This window comes from Flavobacterium sp. MEB061, assembly GCF_000834715.1.
Lineage (GTDB): Bacteria > Bacteroidota > Bacteroidia > Flavobacteriales > Flavobacteriaceae > Flavobacterium > Flavobacterium pectinovorum.
Genome location: NZ_JXQR01000027.1, coordinates 130,822 through 150,190, shown reverse-complemented (window position 1 = coordinate 150,190; position 19,369 = coordinate 130,822). Strand labels below are relative to the sequence as shown.

The 19,369-nt window shown below is 36.9% G+C and carries 24 protein-coding genes and 1 tRNA gene; 6 read left to right on the top strand and 19 right to left on the bottom strand.

The genetic code is table 11. From position 1 onward, the window contains the following. Positions 1 to 39: 39 nt before the first annotated feature. The 4 genes from RT99_RS14225 to RT99_RS14215 all read right to left on the bottom strand — a co-directional run bounded on the left by RT99_RS14225 (position 40) and on the right by RT99_RS14215 (position 1,434). Positions 40 to 417 carry a YchJ family protein gene (locus RT99_RS14225; protein ID WP_042565400.1) on the bottom strand — a complete coding sequence of 126 codons (378 nt, stop codon included), beginning with the start codon at positions 415 to 417 and terminating at the stop codon, positions 40 to 42. Continuing rightward, on the bottom strand, positions 407 to 634 hold the full coding sequence (locus tag RT99_RS14220) for a hypothetical protein (protein ID WP_042565399.1): 228 nt from the start codon (positions 632 to 634) through the stop codon (positions 407 to 409). The genes RT99_RS14225 and RT99_RS14220 overlap by 11 nt, the downstream gene beginning before the upstream one ends. Positions 635 to 745: 111 nt before the next feature. Then, entirely contained in the window at positions 746 to 892 is a 147-nt protein-coding gene (locus RT99_RS25360) for a hypothetical protein (RefSeq protein WP_089075917.1), read from the bottom strand. Next, positions 892 to 1,434, bottom strand: coding sequence for a hypothetical protein (locus tag RT99_RS14215; RefSeq protein ID WP_042565398.1), 543 nt, complete (start codon positions 1,432 to 1,434; stop codon positions 892 to 894). The genes RT99_RS25360 and RT99_RS14215 overlap by 1 nt, the downstream gene beginning before the upstream one ends. Before the next feature lie 86 nt (positions 1,435 to 1,520). Between RT99_RS14215 and RT99_RS14210 the strand changes: the two genes are divergently transcribed. The 6 genes from RT99_RS14210 (at position 1,521) to RT99_RS14185 (ending at position 5,835) form a co-directional block, all read left to right on the top strand. After that, positions 1,521 to 1,772 carry a hypothetical protein gene (locus RT99_RS14210; protein WP_042565397.1) on the top strand — a complete coding sequence of 84 codons (252 nt, stop codon included), beginning with the start codon at positions 1,521 to 1,523 and terminating at the stop codon, positions 1,770 to 1,772. 331 nt (positions 1,773 to 2,103) lie between these two features. Beyond that, the gene (locus RT99_RS14205; protein WP_026983258.1) at positions 2,104 to 2,544 is read left to right on the top strand and encodes a KTSC domain-containing protein; all 441 of its coding nucleotides are present in this window, start codon (positions 2,104 to 2,106) and stop codon (positions 2,542 to 2,544) included. 259 nt (positions 2,545 to 2,803) lie between these two features. Then, complete coding sequence (locus RT99_RS14200) at positions 2,804 to 3,565, top strand: DUF4369 domain-containing protein (RefSeq protein WP_042565396.1); 762 nt, start codon at positions 2,804 to 2,806, stop codon at positions 3,563 to 3,565. 39 nt (positions 3,566 to 3,604) lie between these two features. After that, positions 3,605 to 3,970, top strand: a complete 366-nt coding sequence (locus tag RT99_RS14195; RefSeq protein ID WP_082036966.1) for a TlpA disulfide reductase family protein — start codon at positions 3,605 to 3,607, stop codon at positions 3,968 to 3,970. Between the two features lie 185 nt (positions 3,971 to 4,155). Continuing rightward, positions 4,156 to 4,236, top strand: a tRNA-Tyr gene (locus RT99_RS14190). A 291-nt stretch (positions 4,237 to 4,527) separates the two neighbouring features. Further along, complete coding sequence (locus tag RT99_RS14185) at positions 4,528 to 5,835, top strand: site-specific integrase (RefSeq protein ID WP_042565394.1); 1,308 nt, start codon at positions 4,528 to 4,530, stop codon at positions 5,833 to 5,835. A gap of 349 nt (positions 5,836 to 6,184) precedes the next feature. Here the strand turns inward: RT99_RS14185 and RT99_RS14175 are convergent, their stop codons facing one another. The 15 genes from RT99_RS14175 to RT99_RS14100 all read right to left on the bottom strand — a co-directional run bounded on the left by RT99_RS14175 (position 6,185) and on the right by RT99_RS14100 (position 19,361). Beyond that, entirely contained in the window at positions 6,185 to 6,460 is a 276-nt protein-coding gene (locus tag RT99_RS14175) for a hypothetical protein (protein ID WP_012026320.1), read from the bottom strand. 35 nt (positions 6,461 to 6,495) lie between these two features. Then, positions 6,496 to 6,798, bottom strand: coding sequence for a hypothetical protein (locus RT99_RS25720; RefSeq protein ID WP_042565392.1), 303 nt, complete (start codon positions 6,796 to 6,798; stop codon positions 6,496 to 6,498). Positions 6,799 to 6,802: 4 nt separating this feature from the next. Beyond that, positions 6,803 to 7,954: a hypothetical protein gene (locus tag RT99_RS14165; protein ID WP_052483692.1), complete on the bottom strand. Its 1,152-nt coding sequence runs from the start codon at positions 7,952 to 7,954 to the stop codon at positions 6,803 to 6,805. Positions 7,955 to 7,969: 15 nt separating this feature from the next. Next, positions 7,970 to 8,833 (bottom strand): conjugative transposon protein TraN, encoded by an 864-nt coding sequence (gene traN, locus RT99_RS14160; protein ID WP_042565391.1) that lies wholly within the window; start codon positions 8,831 to 8,833, stop codon positions 7,970 to 7,972. Between the two features lie 12 nt (positions 8,834 to 8,845). Continuing rightward, entirely contained in the window at positions 8,846 to 10,135 is a 1,290-nt protein-coding gene (gene traM / locus RT99_RS14155) for a conjugative transposon protein TraM (RefSeq protein ID WP_042565390.1), read from the bottom strand. Positions 10,136 to 10,397: 262 nt separating this feature from the next. Then, complete coding sequence (gene traK / locus RT99_RS14145; protein ID WP_235023051.1) at positions 10,398 to 11,006, bottom strand: conjugative transposon protein TraK; 609 nt, start codon at positions 11,004 to 11,006, stop codon at positions 10,398 to 10,400. Positions 11,007 to 11,030: 24 nt separating this feature from the next. Further along, complete coding sequence (gene traJ, locus RT99_RS14140) at positions 11,031 to 12,242, bottom strand: conjugative transposon protein TraJ (protein ID WP_042565387.1); 1,212 nt, start codon at positions 12,240 to 12,242, stop codon at positions 11,031 to 11,033. A gap of 3 nt (positions 12,243 to 12,245) precedes the next feature. Beyond that, on the bottom strand, positions 12,246 to 12,881 hold the full coding sequence (locus tag RT99_RS14135; protein ID WP_042565386.1) for a hypothetical protein: 636 nt from the start codon (positions 12,879 to 12,881) through the stop codon (positions 12,246 to 12,248). Between the two features lie 10 nt (positions 12,882 to 12,891). Further along, complete coding sequence (locus RT99_RS14130) at positions 12,892 to 13,506, bottom strand: hypothetical protein (protein ID WP_042565385.1); 615 nt, start codon at positions 13,504 to 13,506, stop codon at positions 12,892 to 12,894. A 15-nt stretch (positions 13,507 to 13,521) separates the two neighbouring features. After that, the gene (locus tag RT99_RS14125) at positions 13,522 to 14,205 is read right to left on the bottom strand and encodes a hypothetical protein (protein ID WP_042565384.1); all 684 of its coding nucleotides are present in this window, start codon (positions 14,203 to 14,205) and stop codon (positions 13,522 to 13,524) included. A gap of 9 nt (positions 14,206 to 14,214) precedes the next feature. Continuing rightward, positions 14,215 to 16,686, bottom strand: a complete 2,472-nt coding sequence (locus RT99_RS14120) for a TraG family conjugative transposon ATPase (RefSeq protein WP_042565383.1) — start codon at positions 16,684 to 16,686, stop codon at positions 14,215 to 14,217. Between the two features lie 32 nt (positions 16,687 to 16,718). Further along, on the bottom strand, positions 16,719 to 17,033 hold the full coding sequence (locus tag RT99_RS14115) for a DUF4133 domain-containing protein (RefSeq protein ID WP_042565382.1): 315 nt from the start codon (positions 17,031 to 17,033) through the stop codon (positions 16,719 to 16,721). Between the two features lie 12 nt (positions 17,034 to 17,045). Next, a complete protein-coding gene (locus RT99_RS14110) occupies positions 17,046 to 17,330 on the bottom strand; it encodes a DUF4134 domain-containing protein (protein ID WP_223704658.1) in 285 nt (94 codons plus the stop codon). 179 nt (positions 17,331 to 17,509) lie between these two features. Beyond that, positions 17,510 to 17,971 (bottom strand): hypothetical protein, encoded by a 462-nt coding sequence (locus tag RT99_RS14105; RefSeq protein WP_042565380.1) that lies wholly within the window; start codon positions 17,969 to 17,971, stop codon positions 17,510 to 17,512. Positions 17,972 to 18,167: 196 nt separating this feature from the next. Next, entirely contained in the window at positions 18,168 to 19,361 is a 1,194-nt protein-coding gene (locus RT99_RS14100; RefSeq protein WP_042565379.1) for a hypothetical protein, read from the bottom strand. Between the last annotated feature and the right edge of the window lie 8 nt (positions 19,362 to 19,369).

Here is a 19,369-nt window from a genome sequence, read left to right as displayed (position 1 = left end):
TCAAACAAAAGAGGTTGAATTCCCTTATAAATTTAGCAATTATTCAAACTTTCCGTCAACGTAAAACCAAACATTATTTTCTAATTTAAAAGTCGAAAATTCATAATGTGTTTGAGGCTTATTATTAGCATCTGAAAAATAGGCTTTAAACTCAACTGTATCTTCTGATGAACTAAGAATTTCTAATTTTTGCCATTTATTACTTGTTGCCCATTTTAAAATTTCAGTTTTTGAATAATACTTTCTTTCCGAAACATAAGTAGTTTCCAAAAGATAATCAGCATTATGAGTCGCGTATGCCGAATATCTCGAACGCATTAACGCTAAAGCTGTTGGCGCATTTTGATTGTTTTCCAGATACAATCCGCAGCAATCTTTAAACAATAAACCTGTATCGCAAAAACATTTATTCTCCATCAACCTGCTCTTCGCCGTTAATTTTTACATGCAATTGATTCAATAAAACCTGATAACGGCTAATTTCTCTCAAATCTTCATCTTCTTCTGCGTGATCCAGCATTTCGTCTAAAGTATCACTCACTTCAAGCAATTTATTATTCGCTTCTCTCTCTTGTTTTGCAGCTATCAAATCAATAATCTCCTGCACTCTTACTTTTAAATCTTCGAATTTCATATTTTATTGTTTTTGTTCGCCACGAATTTCACGAATTGACACTAATTTCAATTTGTATTGAACACAAATTTTAAAAATTAATTCGTGAAATTCGTGGCAACATTTTTTTTTTTATTCTTCTTTTTTGTCTTCGTTGAACTTTTTTATAATTTCTTTTAATTTTTCTTTACGTGCAATTTCAGCCTGTTTTACTTTATTTTGGGCTTTGTGCAATTTGTCGTTGTGTTTTTTGATATTCCTTTCGTTGTTGCGTCCCATTATATTTCTCTTTTAATTTCTTCTAAAGTTTTCTCGGTGTAAATCAATTCGGTAATAATTTGCTTTCGTAAATCGGCAATATCATCATAATCGAAATGTTTAGCCCAGGAAGTTAATTGCTGCAGATTTCTAATCTGTTTGATGCGTTTTGTCGTTTCGAAACTCGTTCTTAAAATTGCTTTTTTATCCCAATCCGGATTATTTTTATGCTGATAGGTTACGGTATTTTTATCAAAATCAGTATCTATATAATATAGTTTTTCTTCAACATTATCCGGGTAAAATTCACTCCATGCGGCAAAACCTATTTTAGTTTTTGATTCCGTTTCAGGCTCACGCGCTACCAAACGCCATTTACTGTTGGCAAGTCTTCCCCAATGATTCGAAACGCGATACATTCCGGCTTCGGTATAATAATAGGTACTTCCGGCTTTGCTTTCGAACTGTTTTTTTAATCCTTCAATTTCATCTGCAAGTACTTCATGAAAAACACAGAATGTATTTTTAAACGAATTAGGATGTGGCTTAAAGTTTTTTTGCATATGCAAATATACTGAGATTGTTGCGAACTCCCCAAAACAAACATTAATTGATTAACTTTGCTGCTTTAATTTTAAATTTAAAAGTCATGTCTAAAGATTCACAAGAAAAAATGCCCCAAAAAGGAGTTTACACCGGTATCATCGAAAAAGATGAAAACAACAATTATTTTTGTGGTGAATATCTTTTAGATTATAAAATTGCACATACTAATTTTAACGTAGGTGATTGGATTACAATTAAATCTGTAATTGAAAATCCAAGCGATATTAGTTATGATAAATATCCTAAAAAGTCCAAAAACTTTGATAAGGCAAATCATAAGCCGGAAAATAAGTAATTTTTGTTCCTGGTTTTATTTGTTTCAGGTTTCAGGTTTTGAAATGAGAATTTAACCACAAAGTCCACAAAGGTTTCGCAAAGTTCGCAAAGTTATAACACATAGCTTTGCGTCCCGAGGCTTCGGGATGCTGTTTACAGGTAATTTATATATAAAAACTTTGCACCTTTGCGATAAAATTTCTCACTTAAACACTAACTCTTAATTTTTTACAATATTTTTTCCTTCAAAAGTAAAAAGTTAAAAAAAAGTGTACCTTTGCAAAAAATTTGTCGTTTTGAAGTAAAAAACACTCATTTCAAACTAATAGACAATAAGTTACCTTTTATTTATGAAAAAAATAGTTGAATACCGCAAGTTACTAAACGTTGATAAAACTGCAGAGTTAAAAGATTTGAAAACCATTTATCGTAATGCGATGAAAGAATCTCATCCTGATAAATTTCAAGGTGATGATGCTGGTTTAAAAGCTGCAGAAGAAAAAAGTAAAGCTATTATTGAGGCTTACCACTTTTTGGTTAGTATTAATCCTGAGACAATTAAAGCAAATTTACCTGAGTATACTGAAACGATTTCAACTTGTTCAATTACCGATTATAAATTTGTTGAAGGTCGTTTAATTATCGATTTTTCTAACGGAAGTGTTTACGAATACATCAGTGTTCCTAAAGCAACTTACGTAAAAATGGTAAACGCTGATTCTCCTGGAAGATTCGCAAAAAGACACATTTTAAACTCTTTTACCTGGAGAAAGAAAACAAATCAGGAATAGATTTATACCCAAATATTTATAAAAGCATTCTGACAACAGGATGCTTTTTTTATGCTTAAAAATCAGAAAATTGTATGTTTTATTTCCAAATAATAATATAATTAAAAGTTTTAAGTCAAATTTAGCCAGCAAACACACTGAAAACATGAGAATTAAGCATAAAAAAACTATAACAAAATTTTAGGTTACAAAATTCTTTAAGTTTTATATTTTTAGATACTTTTGTTGCACAAATCAATTAACTAATTAATTTTTTATAATGAAAAAAATACTTTTTTTACTTACCGCTTCTGTAGCGATAATTTCTTGCAGCAAAGTTAAAGACGGAGAATACCTAATTACAGGAACTGCAACTGGAATTGAAAACGGAAAAACGATCATTCTTCAAGGTCAGGATCCAACAACAAAAATGCCATTAGCTCTTGATACAGTAAAAGTAGAAAATGGAAAATTTGAAATTAAAGGAAAAGTAACTGAACCAGCATTTCATACTTTAATTCTTCAAGGTGCAAACGGGCCAATTCCTTTTATCTTAGAAACAGGAGAAATTAAAATTGCAATCGATAAAGACAGTATCCACAAATCTAAAATTTCTGGAACTTACAATAATGATGAGTATGTAAAATTCAACGAAGAGCTTACTAAAACTCAAAAAGCATTAGTTGATTTTCAAAAAAACAACACTCAAAAAATGCAGGCAGCTCAACAAGCTCAAGATACAGCAACTATCAACGGTTTGATGAAACAATACATGAAAATTCAAACTGAGGTTCAGGCAGATTCTAAAAAGAAATATTTAGCTTACGCTGAAGGTCATCCAAAATCTTATATTTCAGCATTGATTATTCAAGGTATGTTAGGAGATCCTTCTACAGATGTTAAAAAAGCAGAAGCTTTATACAACTCTTTAGATGAGTCTTTGAAAAACACAGCTCCTGGTAAAGAAATTAAAACAAAACTTGGTCAAGCAAAAATGCCTGCAGTTGGTGCAACAGCTCCTCCTGTTGGTGACGCTAAATGAAGATCAGATTTTTCTGCACCCAATCCTGAAGGGAAAGTAATTTCGCTTAAGGAAAGCTTAGGAAAAGTAACTATTGTTGACTTTTGGGCTTCATGGTGCGGACCATGCAGAAAAGAAAATCCGAATGTTGTAGCCATTTACAAAGAATTACATTCTAAAGGCTTAAATATTATTGGGGTTTCTTTGGATAAAGAAAAAAGTAAATGGACAGAAGCTATCGCAAAAGATGGCTTAACATGGACACACGTTTCGAACTTAAAATTTTGGGACGAGCCAATTGCAGCTCAATACGGAGTTCAATCTATTCCGGCAACTTTTATTCTTGATGCGTCAGGAAAAGTGGTTGCTCAAGACTTAAGAGGTCCTGAATTGAAAGCAAAAATCGTAGAATTATTAGCAAAATAATCCTACTTTTTAAAAAAACTTAAAAAATCTCCCTAGTGGAGATTTTTTTATTTTATTCAATTCCAATGAATTAAAAAATAACTTTAAAATAACTTAAAATTAAGTTCGTTTTTTGTTTGTAAACATGAAAAACGTTCCTATATTTGCAACCGCTTAGAACAACAAAGCGCATCAATGCTGAGATCGGGGAGATACTCAAGCGGCCAACGAGGGCAGACTGTAAATCTGCTGTGTGAACTTCGCAGGTTCGAATCCTGCTCTCCCCACGGAAAGGCCAAAAAGACGGAAAACTTTAAGTTTTCAATCTTTTTAAAAAGTCACAAAAAATGTCTGAAGACCTGCAAATTCAACGATTTGCGGGTCTTTTTCGTTTTAGGCCTGTTTTCAATATTTATAAATGCTCACAAAATTAAAGGTGCAGAATCGGTGCACTTTCAGGCGCGCAGAAAAGTGCACCAGAAACAGCAAAAATTCCTTAATTTATAGGGGTTAACGAGATTAACGACTTGATTTGGCAGTTATATTATTCTACATTTATTAATTTAAAAAGTAGGATTATGTTGGAAAGCAGTTTTGGTTTGGGATTCTTTTTAAAAAGACCCAAAATAGAAAGTAGAGAATGGATCGTATATTTCAGAATAACTGTTGACGGTATCCGCAAGGAAAGTTCAACTAAGAGAAGATGGGATAATACACGATGGGATCAAAGGTTCGAAAGAGCGGTCGGCTCAAAGGAAGATGCTAAGTCGCTGAACTTCTTTCTGGATTCGCTGACTTTAAAAATCAATGAAATCAAAACCGAAATGATGTACAGCGGTAAAACTATAACCGCTGAGAAAATTATGGACGAGGTCCTGGGAAGGACAGCTCCAAAGATTAAGGTGTTGGAAGAATTTCAAAAGCATAATGATGAAATGCAGGCGCTTCTGGGAAGAGGTTATGCAAAAGGCACCCTTGACCGGTTTACCATTACTAAAAACCATTTGACTGCGTTTATAAAATTCAAACTTAAAAAGCACGATCTTGAATTTGCAGATTTGAATCTTGAGTTTGTAAAGGACTTCGAGTTTTACCTTAGAACTGTACGCGACTGCAGCAACAACACCACCCTAAAGTATATTGCAAATTTCAAAAAGATTGTAATCCGCGCCATTGATAAGGAATTAATCACCAAGGACCCATTTAAGAACTTTAAGGGACGTAAAACAAAACTGGTAAAAAAACCACTCACCGCACAGGAATTGTACGAACTTGAAAGTCATTATTTCACAACTGACAGGCTCAATGTCGTAAGGGATGTATTTGTCTTCCAATGCTACACTGGCCTGGCTTACATAGACGCTTATCAATTAAAGAAAACTGATATCAAAGAAGGCATTGATGGAAATCTATGGATTATGTCCGAAAGGCAGAAAACAAACTCATCATTTAATGTACCTCTTCTTCCCCAAGCACTGAAAATAGTTGAAAAATATAAAGAGCACCCGCTGTGTATCCAGCGTGGAACCGTGCTTCCTGTTTCATCCAACCAGAAAATGAATGAGTATCTAAAAGAGGTGGCAGTCTTGTGCGGCTTTCCTTTTACATTAAACACGCATATGGCCCGCCGTACTTTTGGAAGCACTGTGACATTAAATAACAACGTCCCTATTAATGTAGTTAAAGAACTGCTGGGTCATGCATCGGTAAAACAGACTGAGGCATATGCTATAACTGAGCAGGCTACAATCGGTCGTGAAATGTCTATTCTCAATAAAAAACTCAATAAAACTGGATCCAAAATATCTAAACCTGATTTGGCGGTTCTCAGCAGGCTCGAAAAGGAAATTCAGGCAATCAAAAAGAAATACAACATTTCTTCGTGATCAATAAATTTCAAAATATATTTAAAATTAAAAGAGGCTATCTCAAATATTTTGAGATAGCCTCCTTTTACACAACTTAACTTCGCTTTTATATCCTGGATGATAAGATGGGGTGTACTTAATGTATCCTAAATCCTGAAGCTGTTTAAAATACTTATGATACGTCGGCAGCGTATTCACATGTGACAGCTCCATAATTTTACTGCGGCTGACTTTAATCCTTCTTCTTTGGCCCTGCCTATAGCCTAATCCTAGTATTGCTGTCAAAATTGATAGATGCCAGACATTTAGTTTAGGATCATTACTATACATTGACAGATAACTCATTATATAGCTTTCTTTTAATCTCTTAGTGTTTATCATCATCAAATAATTTTTGAAGATCTTCTTTATTATAGTAGTACGACCCAAGCACTTTTTTGAAACGGACTTTTTGGCTTGTTCTAAGATTCTGTACTGAACCTGCTGAAATATCAAGCAGTTTTCTCACAGACTTGCTTTTAATCCACTCTGGTTCCAAAGTTTCTTTCCGTCCAGAATCCTTATCTTTAAATAAAGCCTGTATTTTATCTACTAGAAGAAGACCAAACTGTCTCAGATCTTCCTTGGTTACAATTTCATTCATAGTACAATTTCATAAAATTATTAATTGCAGAATCTTTAGATGTCCGTGTCAGCTGAAAACAAAAAATATACTTCACTTCCACGATTTTTTTTAAAAGATGGTCTATACTTTATATATCCATACTGATGAAGTTCCTGGACACATTTATGATACGTATTTGCTGAAGAAACTTTAGCAATAACAATAATCTCCGAGCTAAAGACAAAAATTGGATTAATGAAGCCCTTAACGGATCTAAATTGTAATAGAGCTGCATAAATGGCAATATGCATCGGACTAATCCGGTAATCATTCTCTATTGCGGTGAAAAAATCCGATAAAGGCTTTAATTTTTCCATAACTTTAAAGTGAAGGAGTTTTTCTTTTCTTTACTTTATTATCTTTCCTCCCAGCATCACCTTCATCTGAATCTGGATTTTGTTTTTGATCTTTGGAAACGGATTCTTTTTGAGATTCAGCCTTTTTTTCTTCCTTGCTCTCTCGATGATTAATTCTTTGTAAATTTTCATCGTAAACATTAACAGTCTTGAACTGAGGATTTGCCTCCACAAACATTTTACTTTCAGTACCGCCGACAACAAAAGTCGCTGACTGAAGATTTCCTTTTTTAAGGGAATTTAAAAGGTCTTCTTTATACTGCGGAGTATTGAGCTCTTTGATTGAATGTTTTGCCAGACTTGCTTCCAAATCATACCCATAATTCTGATGGTATTGGTTCAGCTTAAAATTACCATTGTCAGATTGTTTAAAGTCGATTTTCAGCCAGCAATTATAGCTCTCCCCTTCTTTGTTTTTAAGATCTTTATTGACAGATCTGCCTTCCATCAAATTATAAGCCTCTTTCATTGTAATGCTGGCGCTGTCTTTGTTGATGTAGAAGGTCTGTTCCAGACCAGGTTTGTTTTCTTCTTTCTGAAGATTGACATGATAGGAATTAAAAAAGTACATATCTGTCTGCTCAGACCTTTTGAAATTTAATTCTACAGTTAAGGTATCCTTATTTGGCAGACCATTGTTCATAATGCCGGTGTGCATAATTTTAAAATCCTTATCTCCCTTCATTATGTTCTCTCGCAGTTCAGCATCGAACGTTTCTCCAAATCCAGTATATTTTAACTGGTCTTTCAGGTATTCTAAATTTTTCTCATTCATTGCGTTTTCATTTAAATTATTTTCTAAAATTTCTCTCCTATCTATTTCCCTTTTGGCAAATCCAGTAAGTTCTATTGCTTCATTTTCGGAAGTATCTGCCCCGCTATTCAAAACTGCTCGCAAGTCGTCGATAACTGATTCAATCGTCAGGCTCTGAAAATAATTCGCATCATTGTTCATAACCAGACAGTACTCCTTCGCATCCAATGGATTTCTAAAAAACTCAATTGTGTCGGTATCAGTCACCTCATCGGTATTAAAGGCGGCAAATCGATGGCCGTTATAAGCCATTTCCTCAGCAAATGACAGCATCATTTCAGTGTCAGCTAAATTGATTATCATAATTTATTTTAAAGCTTAAAAAGTGTCACTGCTTAATTCTGTAATCGGAATTACCTTATCAGTCAGATTATTATTAATATCCACTTCCAAATGTCTTCCGCCGCTTTTTTCAATCATCTGAATCGTTAGATACTTATTCTCAGGTATAGTAAATTTCTCCAGAGCATAAACTTTTATTATTTCAGATTTATAAGGAATTACTGAAGATGATGAAGTTGCATACAAAGGCTCCAATTCAATTTCCTGTGACGCAGTTCGTTTTGATTTTCTCTTATCCCTGATGAAAAAACGAAACTGATCAATATCGTAATTAATCTTTGATTTGTTTTCAAAAACAACACGCAGATACAAAACATTCTGCTGGATAAAGATGCCGTTCACCTCCAGTCTGATCTGATACTTTGATTTTTTTAGGCCACTGATTTTTTTCTTTTTGGAATACGCTGCCCAAGCACATTGTTCCGTTCTTTTCTGATTTTCGTTTTCTAAAGAAAACAGCACATCCCTGCTTGCAGCCACTGCATTTTCAGCCTTAAAATTTAAGTCAGGGCACGAATCGTCATAATTCAGTACAAAAACGTACAATTTCCCATCAGATGTTACAACTGTCAGATTGGTCTGGAAAAAATGCTGTTTAGCAGCTTTTACAAGTAGTATATTCTCAACTCCTTTTGCTTTCTGTACAAGCACTTCTGCGCTTCCTTTATCTATGCTCTTGATTGTATAAGGAAAAATAATGCTTGTGGTTTTAGAAAAACCTATTTGTAGATTTTTATACTGCTCTTCGTAAAAGACAGTTTCCCTTGCGTTTGACTGTGGATTAACTGAAGCACAAACCAGCAGCAAGCTGATTAAAAACAAATAATTCGCTCTTTTCATATTTTCTCTCTTTTAAGGTTTTATTTTTTTTTGTTTTTCATCATACAGAAGTACCTGATACCCCGCCTTTACAACCACTTTTATGAGTTTTACCTTTTTGCTCATAAGACTTTTGGCTGCCTCGATGCCCATACCAGCGGCCTGTGCTCCCCATGAATCCGAAATCCCGGTAAGACCTAGAGTCTGAATGGATCTGTCCGCTGATGCCTTAGCCACATCCCTGTTAATTGCTCCGGGGATATAGATGCCGTCAATCCCGTCCATATCATAGACTGTCAGCTCGACGGGAAATATCGAATTATTGTACTGGATGTTTGTGATTTTCACCTCCAGCCTCTCTCCTTTTAAAGCCGCCGTACCATACAGAAAAGTATTTCTGGGTATAATTGTTCCTTGAAGAAAAATATCATCCGTAAGTCTTAATTTAACCACCGAGCCATTGACAATAGTCTGCGTCTGATGCACAACTGCTTCAATAGAATTTTGAATTTCTTCAGCAGGCTGTGCTTCGTCCAGAGAATAAAATTCATTTGTTTTGAAAGAGGTCTGCAAATCGGCATTCCGCTGAAGTGAGCTTATGTTATTCTCTGCTTCTTTTTTCTGCACTGAATATATTTTTCCTTTTTTGCTCTCAGATGTCTGTTTAAGTCTATCCTGCACGCGCTGCGGATGCTGTATATCCAAAATATTTTCCAGCATACCGCCTAACTGCTGAAGTTCCGGATCAGGTTCCTGGGGCGTGCTCATCGTCGACATTAGCCCTTCAAGTTTTTTAATCTCTTCCGATTCTCCACCAGAAGTGCCGTAATTTTCAAATTCCCTCATGTCCTGACCGTAAGCAGGGACAGCAGGCTGGCTGATTACTTTTTCAAGAGCCCTCAGCTTCTCATAAACTTTCTGTTCATTGCGGTCCTGAAAAGACTCAGAATTAAAAGCCGATCTGTTTTTTGGAAGCATGCGGGATTCAAAATCACTTGTGGAAAAAGAATCTGCTTTATCTTCCGAGACTTTATTATCAATATAGTTAGGATCTTTTTTTATCTGCTCTCGCAGTTTTATCGAATCAACTGCCGCCTGATCGTAATAGCTCATCTTATCCAGTGCTGAATCTTCTTTAAATTTAGGCAGAGGCAGATTAAAATTGAATCCTTTCTTTTCATCGTTCCCTGCCATCTTGGATTCCATTCTTCCGCCGCCTAATGAATAAAATAAGAATGTGAGAAATGGAAATGTTATAAGAGGCAGCATTAAAAGCATCTTTCTCTTTTTAAATTCCTTTGGAGATAATGTTTTCTCTTGCATAATTTTAGTTTTTTAAATTGATTGTCTTAATTTTTGAAGCTGTTGAAACCTCAGCTTGTTTATAAAATGTCCTATACAGGTTATAAATTAAATAACCCGATGTCAAAACCGTAAAGAATAGAAGTCCCCAGATCAGTTTTGTTTTAGAGAGCCCATCTGTGACTCTCTTCATTTTTTCTGCCCATCTTTTCTGCAATAGCAGATAATACTTGTGATACACAAAAGGCTCAGTCTGTCTTGTAAAAAAGGATTTCATAAATCTCTATTTTCTGGTTTCTGCGGAAAGATCTTTGTTTTCAATCGTATTAAACCGCTCGATAAGAAAACCATGCGGATTATTATCGCTTCTTGATACATTGCGAAGCGCACCTTCCGTAAGCAGGCTTCTTTTTAAAATACTGGTAGTACGGATAATGTTCTGTCCGGCATAACATCTAAAACGGTAGGGATATTCACGGATATCAATACTCACACTGTCAATCTGGATGGTCTGGCTGATATTTCCTGATATAATACCCGAATAAAAATTGTTTTCCTTCAGGTCATCATAAATCCGTTTTGCACTGTCGTCTGCCAGATACAGCGCTTTTGTGATATTGGTTTTAATGACCTTATCATCAGGATCAAGGGTAAAGAAAAACTTGTGAAAGGTTTTCACATGGTCCCTTGCTTCAACAGCAATATTATCTTTTCTTTCCGAAGCGTAAGCTTCCAGCGCTTTGCCGTTTGCCAGAATATATACTTTATCCTGCATAAGGCTCACTGTCTGGAAACTTTTATAGACAGCATAGCAGCTAATTATGATGCAGCCTGCAATTACAAGCATCGTGAAACCTCTCACATATCTAAATGCCGTATCGACGTTTTTCATTTTGGTAAACATATGCTCCTGTTATTAAGTCTGTTTAGAATTTCCTTTAAGCCTATCATTCATATAGTTTCCTTTATCAGTAAAATAAGGACTGCTTCCTGCTGTCGCAGCCATGCTGCTGGTCATTCTGCGATCCGCATCTCCCATCGCATCAGCAGCCATTCCAACCGCGTTTGAAGAGGTTCTCACAACAGAATTGGCTGAATTGCCAAACATGCTTGTCACTTTATGCCCCAGGGCTCCTCCTCCTCCTGCGTGAACAATATAATTGGCAACAGAAGGCACGGTAAAATATCCTATGATGCCTATTATCATGAAAATTAAATATGACATATCGGTCCTGCTGAAAAAAGTGTCTCCTGTTGCCTGCACCTGCGAGAGGTCCAGCTTGAGCATGAGTTCCTGAATCTTTCCGATTATGCTTCCGAATATATTGGCAACAGGAAGCCAGAGGTAAATATTGATATATCGGGCAAGCCAGACAGTGAGCGTGTGCTGGAAGCCGTCAAATACTGCGATTCCAAATACCAGCGGACCTAAAATGGAAAGCACCACGAGCTGAAAGGTCCGAAGGGTGTCAATGCATAAGGCGGCAGCTTCAAACAAAACCCTCAGCACCTCGCTCAGCCATTCCTTGACCGAATTTCGAAAACTGTAAGAAGCTTTTTCCATCGCAAATTTGACATCATTGCCTATGCCTGCGAGCATGCTCTCATCCGATGGATCAGCACCGTCATGCGTATACTTATACCATCTGTCACGATCACCCGTGCCTGCAGTCCCGACATACATCTTCCATGGATCGGTTTCTTTAATTGCTTTTTCTTTCTCTTTAAGCAGAACAGCAACTGCATTGTTAGAGCCTGTTACCATAGCTGCAGTAGCTGTAACAGTCGGTTTCATAACTCCGTTAATAAGTGCCAGAACCGACGGAAAAATCATAATGCAGAATCCTATAACAAAGGGACGGAAGAGCGGATAAAAATCAATGGGCTCGGCACTTGCAATATGTCTCCACACGCGTGAAGCGATGTACCATATAGTTCCAAAGCCTGCTATTCCCTGCCCTACAGCAATTAGGTTAGAACACAACGGCATCATTTCATCATAAAGCTGGTCTAAGACCCCATGAAGACTACCCATCTCGTCCCCTAGTCCCTGTGCTATTATTCTGCAAGGAAGGAGTAATATGATAAGCATCACACAAACTGCTTTTTTGTTTAATAGGCATTTCATACTCTACTCTTTAAATTCTTGAAAACTCTTTGAGACATAAACATCATTTTTCTCTTTTGATCTCTGAAGGGCCAGCACATTAGATGAGGCATTAAAGTTTCTGAGAAAAAGCAGTTTATCCTGCATCTGTTCATAGATATCGTCAACTGCCTTTAGTCTTTCGTCGTCCGACATCCTGAGCTTATCTGCTGTTATGACCATAGTAAGTTCATCGAGATTTCGCAGGCTCTGATTAAGCAGGTTTCCGTAAACTTTCTCAAAGTAATTTATTTCCTGTCCGCTGAAATTTCCGCTTTTTATAAATCGGTTCATTCCGTTGCGGCTTTCCTTTACTATTGAAATCTGATATTCCACTATCTCTGCTACCCTTTTGTAATTCTTTACCGCTGGACTTACCTGCATGAGTGCGTCCAGAAAAGTTTTATGAAGGCTGAAGTTTCCTTCAGTCATATCTTTCACCGTTTTGTATCCTCCAGAAAGCAGCTCATATCCCTTTTTCATATCACTGAGAATTTTCTTGAACTGGGATAGCTTTTCAATATTCAAAATCAGCTGCTGAATTTCTGCTGACTGCCCCATTGATTTAACTGGAGTCAGAAATAGGCAGATAACTGCCATAAACAATAATATCTTTTTCATCATTGCAAGTTTATAATCCGTACAATTCACTTAATCCTTTAGAATCCTCTTTATCGGCAGATTTTGAAACCGACAGCAGTCTGGCATCCCTGCTGAAGGAAAGACAGAAATTATAATCCTCCAGCATAGTTTTGTGCAGAAGATCAATGCGCTCAAGTCTCTGATCATCTTTTAGTTCCAATTCTGCATCGGTGGTAATAACCAGCAGCTGGTCGAGAGTCTGGTTGCAGCTCCAAAGAAGCTTTTCGAAAGACCTTTCAATGTAGTCCAGTTCATTACCATGAAACAAATCAACAGTCTTAAGATCTGCCAAAGTCTTTCTACAGAGTTTTATTATTTTAAACTGCATGGAAATGATCTCAACAGTTTTATAATAATTCCTAACCTTTGGATTGATTTTTAAAAGTGAGGTAAAATAATCACCGTACAGGTTTAGCTCTCCTTTTCTGGCATCACCTATGAAATTAAGCCCCTTTGATACTGCCGAATATCCTTTCTTTGCATAGTCAATATAAACCTGAAGTGCCGCTATTTGAAGGATTAGTTCTTTCCTCTGCTTTGCCTGCCCGCTCATACTTTGATTAAAAACACAGAGCGCTACTAGTAGTACAGCTATCTTTTTCATGTTTTTTTTATTGAATTATGGAATTCCGTAAAATTGTTTCACTTGGTTTACATCTGCTTCTGTTTTGGCCCTCTGAAGACTCAGCAGTATGTTCTGCTGGTTAAACATTGTAAGGTCATCGTAGTTCCCATCAATCTGATCAGCAGCCTTGTTGATGATTTCAAGACGTTTGATATCGCTCATCTGGGTGGCAAAAGAATCCAGAATCAAAAAAATCTGGTCGATATTCTTCACACTTTCCTCGAGTATTCCTGTATAAACGCTCTCCATATACTGGATTTCGCTGTCTTTAAAATGGGTATCCTGTTTGAAAAGATTCCAGGCTCTTTCATATTCCTGAACAAGCTGTGTCTGCTTTTTGGTAATCTCTCTTATCCTCTGATAGTAGGTAATAATTGACTTTACTTTTGCGAGTTCTTCATAGTAGCCTTTGTAAAGATCTTTCTGTTTCTGAGTCCAGTCCGAGATCTCATCGAGCTTCAATTTGGAAAGTACATTTTCCACCTGCTTCTGTGCATTCTGAAGCCATATCGTTTTATTCTGTAGCCGCTGGATTCTCAGGTCAATGGCTTTAATCACCTTTTTCGTAACAGCTTTTACAATTTCCAGTATCGGCAATACCGCAACTTTTTCCGCAGGTCTTGCCGAGGTGCCGACTAGCAGCAGGCAAACCATCAAGACTATTAATTTCTTTTTCATTATTCCTTTTCATTTAATTCCATTTCTCATATCCTGAGCCATTGCGGCTATTCCTTTCTTTATGTCCCCGCCAAACTTCTTCGCATAGGCATTCATTTTCACTTTCTCGCTTTCCTCTGTTGTATAAGCTAAGTATTCCTCCAGCGAAACTTCGGTTCTATAGACCTTTGAAAGCATCCCTCCCAGAGAGATAAACACTTCTTTGTATTTCCTGGCTGGATCATTGGCTTTATTTACAGAAAGTACAAGTGCCTTTTCTTTGTCTGTAAGTCCAAGCAGCTCCTGAATCTGGTCAAACTTATTCTGATATTTGCTCTGGTCCAGAAGTATCTTGCAGTCGCTGTTGTTGATAATTGCCTGCTTGACCACTGGCGAAGAAATAATATCCTCTACCTCCTGCGTGACCACTATCGCTTCCCCGAAGAATTTACGCACAGTCTTAAATAAATATTTTATATAATCCGCCATCCCTTCTTTTGCTATGGCTTTCCATGCTTCCTCAATAAGTATCATTTTTCGGATTCCTTTGAGTTTTCTCATCTTATTGATAAAAACTTCCATTATAATGATGGTCACTACAGGAAAAAGAATCGGATGATCTTTGATATTATCGAGTTCAAAGACAATAAACCTTTCTTTTAGAAGGTCCAGATTTTCTGTCGCGTTCAGCAGATAATCAAACTCGCCTCCCTTGTAATAAGGCCTGAGTACATAAAGAAAATTATTCACATCAAAGTCCTTCTCCTTTACTTTATCTCCTTCCAAAATTGAGATAAAATCCACCTTCAGGAAATCATAGAAGCTATTGAAACAGGGAAATATCTCTGCATTATTATCCAATTTCTCGTAATACAGCTGCAGGGCATTTGAGAGCGCTACATACTCGCTCCGGTTAAAGGTTTCGTCGTCTTTTTTCCAGAGTGCGAGCAGAAGCGTTTTAATACTCTCTTTTTTCTCTGTATCCAGACTGTCTCCTTCTGAAATATAAAATGGGTTAAAACGGATAGGATTCTTTTCATCGTAAGTGAAATAATACCCGTTTACCATATCGCAGAGCCCTTTATAGCTGTGCCCGACATCCACCAGCACAATATGCGTTCCCTGCTCGTAATAGCTTCTCACCATATGATTGGTAAAAAAGGACTTGCCGCTGCCCGAAGGTCCCAATATAAACTTATTGCGATTGGTGCAGATTCCCATCTTAACAGGCTCATCGCTGATATCAACATGAACTGGTTTCCCTGTAAGCCTGTCTCCCAGCCTGATACCGCAGGGACTCAGCGAAGATTTATATCCCGTTTCCATATTCAGAAAGCATACCGCCTGTTCAGTAAAGGTGTCGAAGGTGTCATTCATGGGAAAGTCCGCAGCATTTCCCGCCATTCCAGCCCAATAGATCTGAGGAGCTCCGACAGTTTCCTGCTTGGCAGCCGCATCCATCTGCGCAAGAGCTGATGACACTTTGTTTTTAATCTCTTTCAAGTCTTCCTTATCCGTGCTCCAGGCCAGTACATTAAAATGGGCTTTAACCGGAAGCCTCTGCTGTGATACTGCCTCGTTCAGGAAATCATTCGTCGCATCCCTGGCAATCATATTCTCCCGGCTGTAGGCAGAGAGTGACTGCAGTCTGAGTCGCTTGCTTTCCAGCTTTTGGATGGTTTTCTGTGAATCCTCAATGAAGATATACTGATTGTAAATATGATTACAGGATAAGAGCTGGCCGAGGGTTGACGCAAAACCAATACTGAATTTGGTCTTATCGGTTGAATAGCGGTCAAAATTGATTCTCGATCCGCATAATCCAGGAAGATCAGCTGCATCACCAAGAGTAAAGAGCTGACAGTGTTTATCCCCTACCGCTAATCCCTCATCAAACCTTATATCCTTAAATACGAATGAATCTTCACGCTCTGACAAAAAACAATACTTTTCCACCAGCCCTATTCTTCTGCTCTCGCTTCTAAGCGATTCATTTTGCAGACGCTCCAGCTTTATAAATCCGCTGTCTTCCATAATTCTCTTAAACTGGCCGCAGGTATCTGCAAAATCCTGCAGAAGCTGCGGTTTTAAGGTTTCCTCGGGTACTATGGAACTTCTAAGCAGATTAGAAAACAATGAGGTTGCATTTCTTCTTCCCGCCGGTTTCTTGGTCAGCATGATATAGCAGGAATGATCCAGAAATGGTCTCTCGTTAAAGAAACGCTCGCTGCTTCTGGTCAGAAAACTGCTGTCTTCACTTGAAAAATCAGCTCTATAAGCACTTTCTAAAAACCAGTCCTGTTTATGAAAAACACAAAACTTCGGCAGCACCTTTAACGCCTTTATCCATGACTGGTGGAAAGCTTCATACTCCTGGTCTGACAGCGTAAAAATTTCAGGCAGTTCTGCCTTAAAAACTATAGTTACATCGCCCTGTTTTGATAAAATACAATCATGCTCCACTGCCATAACCGGCAGCTGCTCTTCCATCCTCTTCTCCATCCTTTCTTCATTATGTCATTAACGTTCTGTAGCTATACTTTCATAAAAACCTCTCTGCTGTAGACTTTAATCCACTTTGGAATCTGTTTTTTAGCCAGAGCCTTCATCATGCCGTATTCTCCGTAGGTATTACTCATTCTGTATATTTTAAAAACAAGAAAACCTCCCGCCGTTCCAATAAAGCCAATGCATATCAAGGAAGGCACTCCAATTATATACAGGGCAGCAAACAGAATCATAAGACCTACAACACCTCCGCCCAAATACCAGATGTACTGCGCTTTAAGTCCCTTAAATTCTATACTCTGATTGATTCCTTTATTGATAGAATAAACACTGTTACTCATCTTCTGTATCGTTTAAACCCCGAAAAAGGATTTAATGACCGTAGCGACTACCACCAGAAACACACAGCTTCCAAACCAGGCGGCTGCGACTTTTCCGGTATCAGGATCTCCGGCATTCCATTTCTGGTAGACTTTTACTGCCCCTATCAGCCCGAGGATCGCTCCTACTGCATACATTAACTCAGTGCCGGCATCAAAGTAACTTCTCACTTTCTGGTTGGCTTCATTAATTCCCGCCACACCATCCTGGCTGTAAATAACATTACTAACCAGAATCATCAGGAGCGACGATCCCATAGCTCTAAATCTTCTAAAAAGACTTTTAAATTTCCATCTCCATTTTTTCATCACAAATCATTTTTAAAGTTATTCTTTAATAAAAAGAAGAGGAATACCGCCGTTGCTGCTCTATTTTTCCTGTCACATAAAGCCATACCGCACCAGAGAGAACGGGGAATATTCCTCCTCTGAATTTTTTAAAATACCGGTCCTTCCCAAAGACTGTCTGCTTCGCTGAGCGTTAAAAGCAGATTGGGATGCTTTTGAGACTCAAAGACTATTTGTTGGTTAATGTTTTCTCTGAGGGAGGAAATTTTGACATAAGGATATTCATCCAGAAGCATTCGCAGGTAGTTTTGAAACTGCTCTTTTGTTAGTCGTTTTTCTGCACTTTCTTTAACTGCTTCTTTAATACGCAGCGATAGATTTTTTGCATCTTCCAGGGTATCAAAAGATTTCGGAAATGAATCGGATATCGATTTTATTTCCTGTAAATTTTTAGAAGTTTTTTTTAGAAATGGTATTTGCAGTTTCTTTTCACCTGATAAGATTCTTTTTAAATCACGACTGTGAAATTTCAGTAAGATTATTAGATACCAGAAAATTATAGCAATACCAACCGCGGTCAGATAACTGCCCCATGAAATATTTGTAAACATAGCTCCTCATTTTATCGTTCAACATTTTATCTCCTCTATGAAAATCACCACCAGTTAAATGTTGGTGGGATTTATTCCACAAGTCAAAGGAACGATTAGTATGAGTTTTCTACAAGTACAACTTTTCTGTACCCTTTTTGTACCCTATCAAAATGCCCGAATTTAAAGGGTTATCAGATTACACCGACAATAAAATCTAATACGTTTTTATCTTACGGATTATTTTCTCAAGACTTTCAATCGCAATTTCCTTATCCCGCTCTTCCGCATTATATGATTTGCTTCTGACTGACTGGTACGAAAGATTTCTCTTTACGGGAGTAGAGAGATAAGGCACTATACTTTTAAATATGTAGTTCATAGACTTGGCCTTAATAATTCTCGCCTCATCTGTCGCCCTTAAAATAAGTCCAATCTGATCTCCTGAAAGTATACATTCAAGTTTTGAATCTGCCTGCTGTACAAATTCACTTCCGACAGAAGCATCACTCTGTTCCTGCATTAGAATTGCAGCCTTTTTTTCAGCAAATCTGATTTCGCTGGAGAACCAGTATTCCAAAAATGAAATAAGATTCTGTTGAGATGGATTAAAGGTTAATTTTAAATCTGCGTTTATTTTAGACAGTTTCTTGCAGAAGTATAGCAGCTTTTGAAGTCTTTCAGATAAATTCTCAAAACCTTCTAAATACCTGCCTACTTTAGTAACCAGTCTCTCGGTATATTCTCTGGAATTAAAATTCATTCTTATAAGCATAATATCAAGATTTGAAAAACCTTCAGATTCCGTAACTGGATAATTTAATTTTTCAAGTTCGATGATTATCTCTCTATAATACAAAATCTGGCGATAGGTATACTTACTCTTTCTGCTGTTTTGAAGTGGCGCCGCAAGAAGATTAACAACAAATTCCAATTCGAGATCATTCTCCTCAGTATTTTCTTTTTTTTTAATCACATTTTTTAAAACCTCAAGTGTCTCTTTTTTCCAAATTGAAAAATAGCTGTATGACACCCTCTGGTCCAAACTCATGAAGGACGAATATCTGATTTCTACAAATGAAAGCAAATCGTCCAGCGAATTAACGATCAGGTCAAATATTCTAAAAAATTCAGGAGAATTGAATTTTTGGATCATTCTTATTTCTACTACTCTATCTATTAAAAATACCAACGAAGAATGATATTTTCTTATAAGAAGTCTAATCTGTCTTTTACTTTTCAGCTCGAAAAAAGAATCTTTAATATGAATTTTAATTTTTTTTGATTCAGATACTATTGTTTTACTCAAATTCTCCAGTTCATATTCCGATACTTTTACAGAAGAATTATCAGTATCAAATGAATTTATAATTAACGAATCAAACCATTCCAAAGGATACATTTTAATCATCTTCTTAT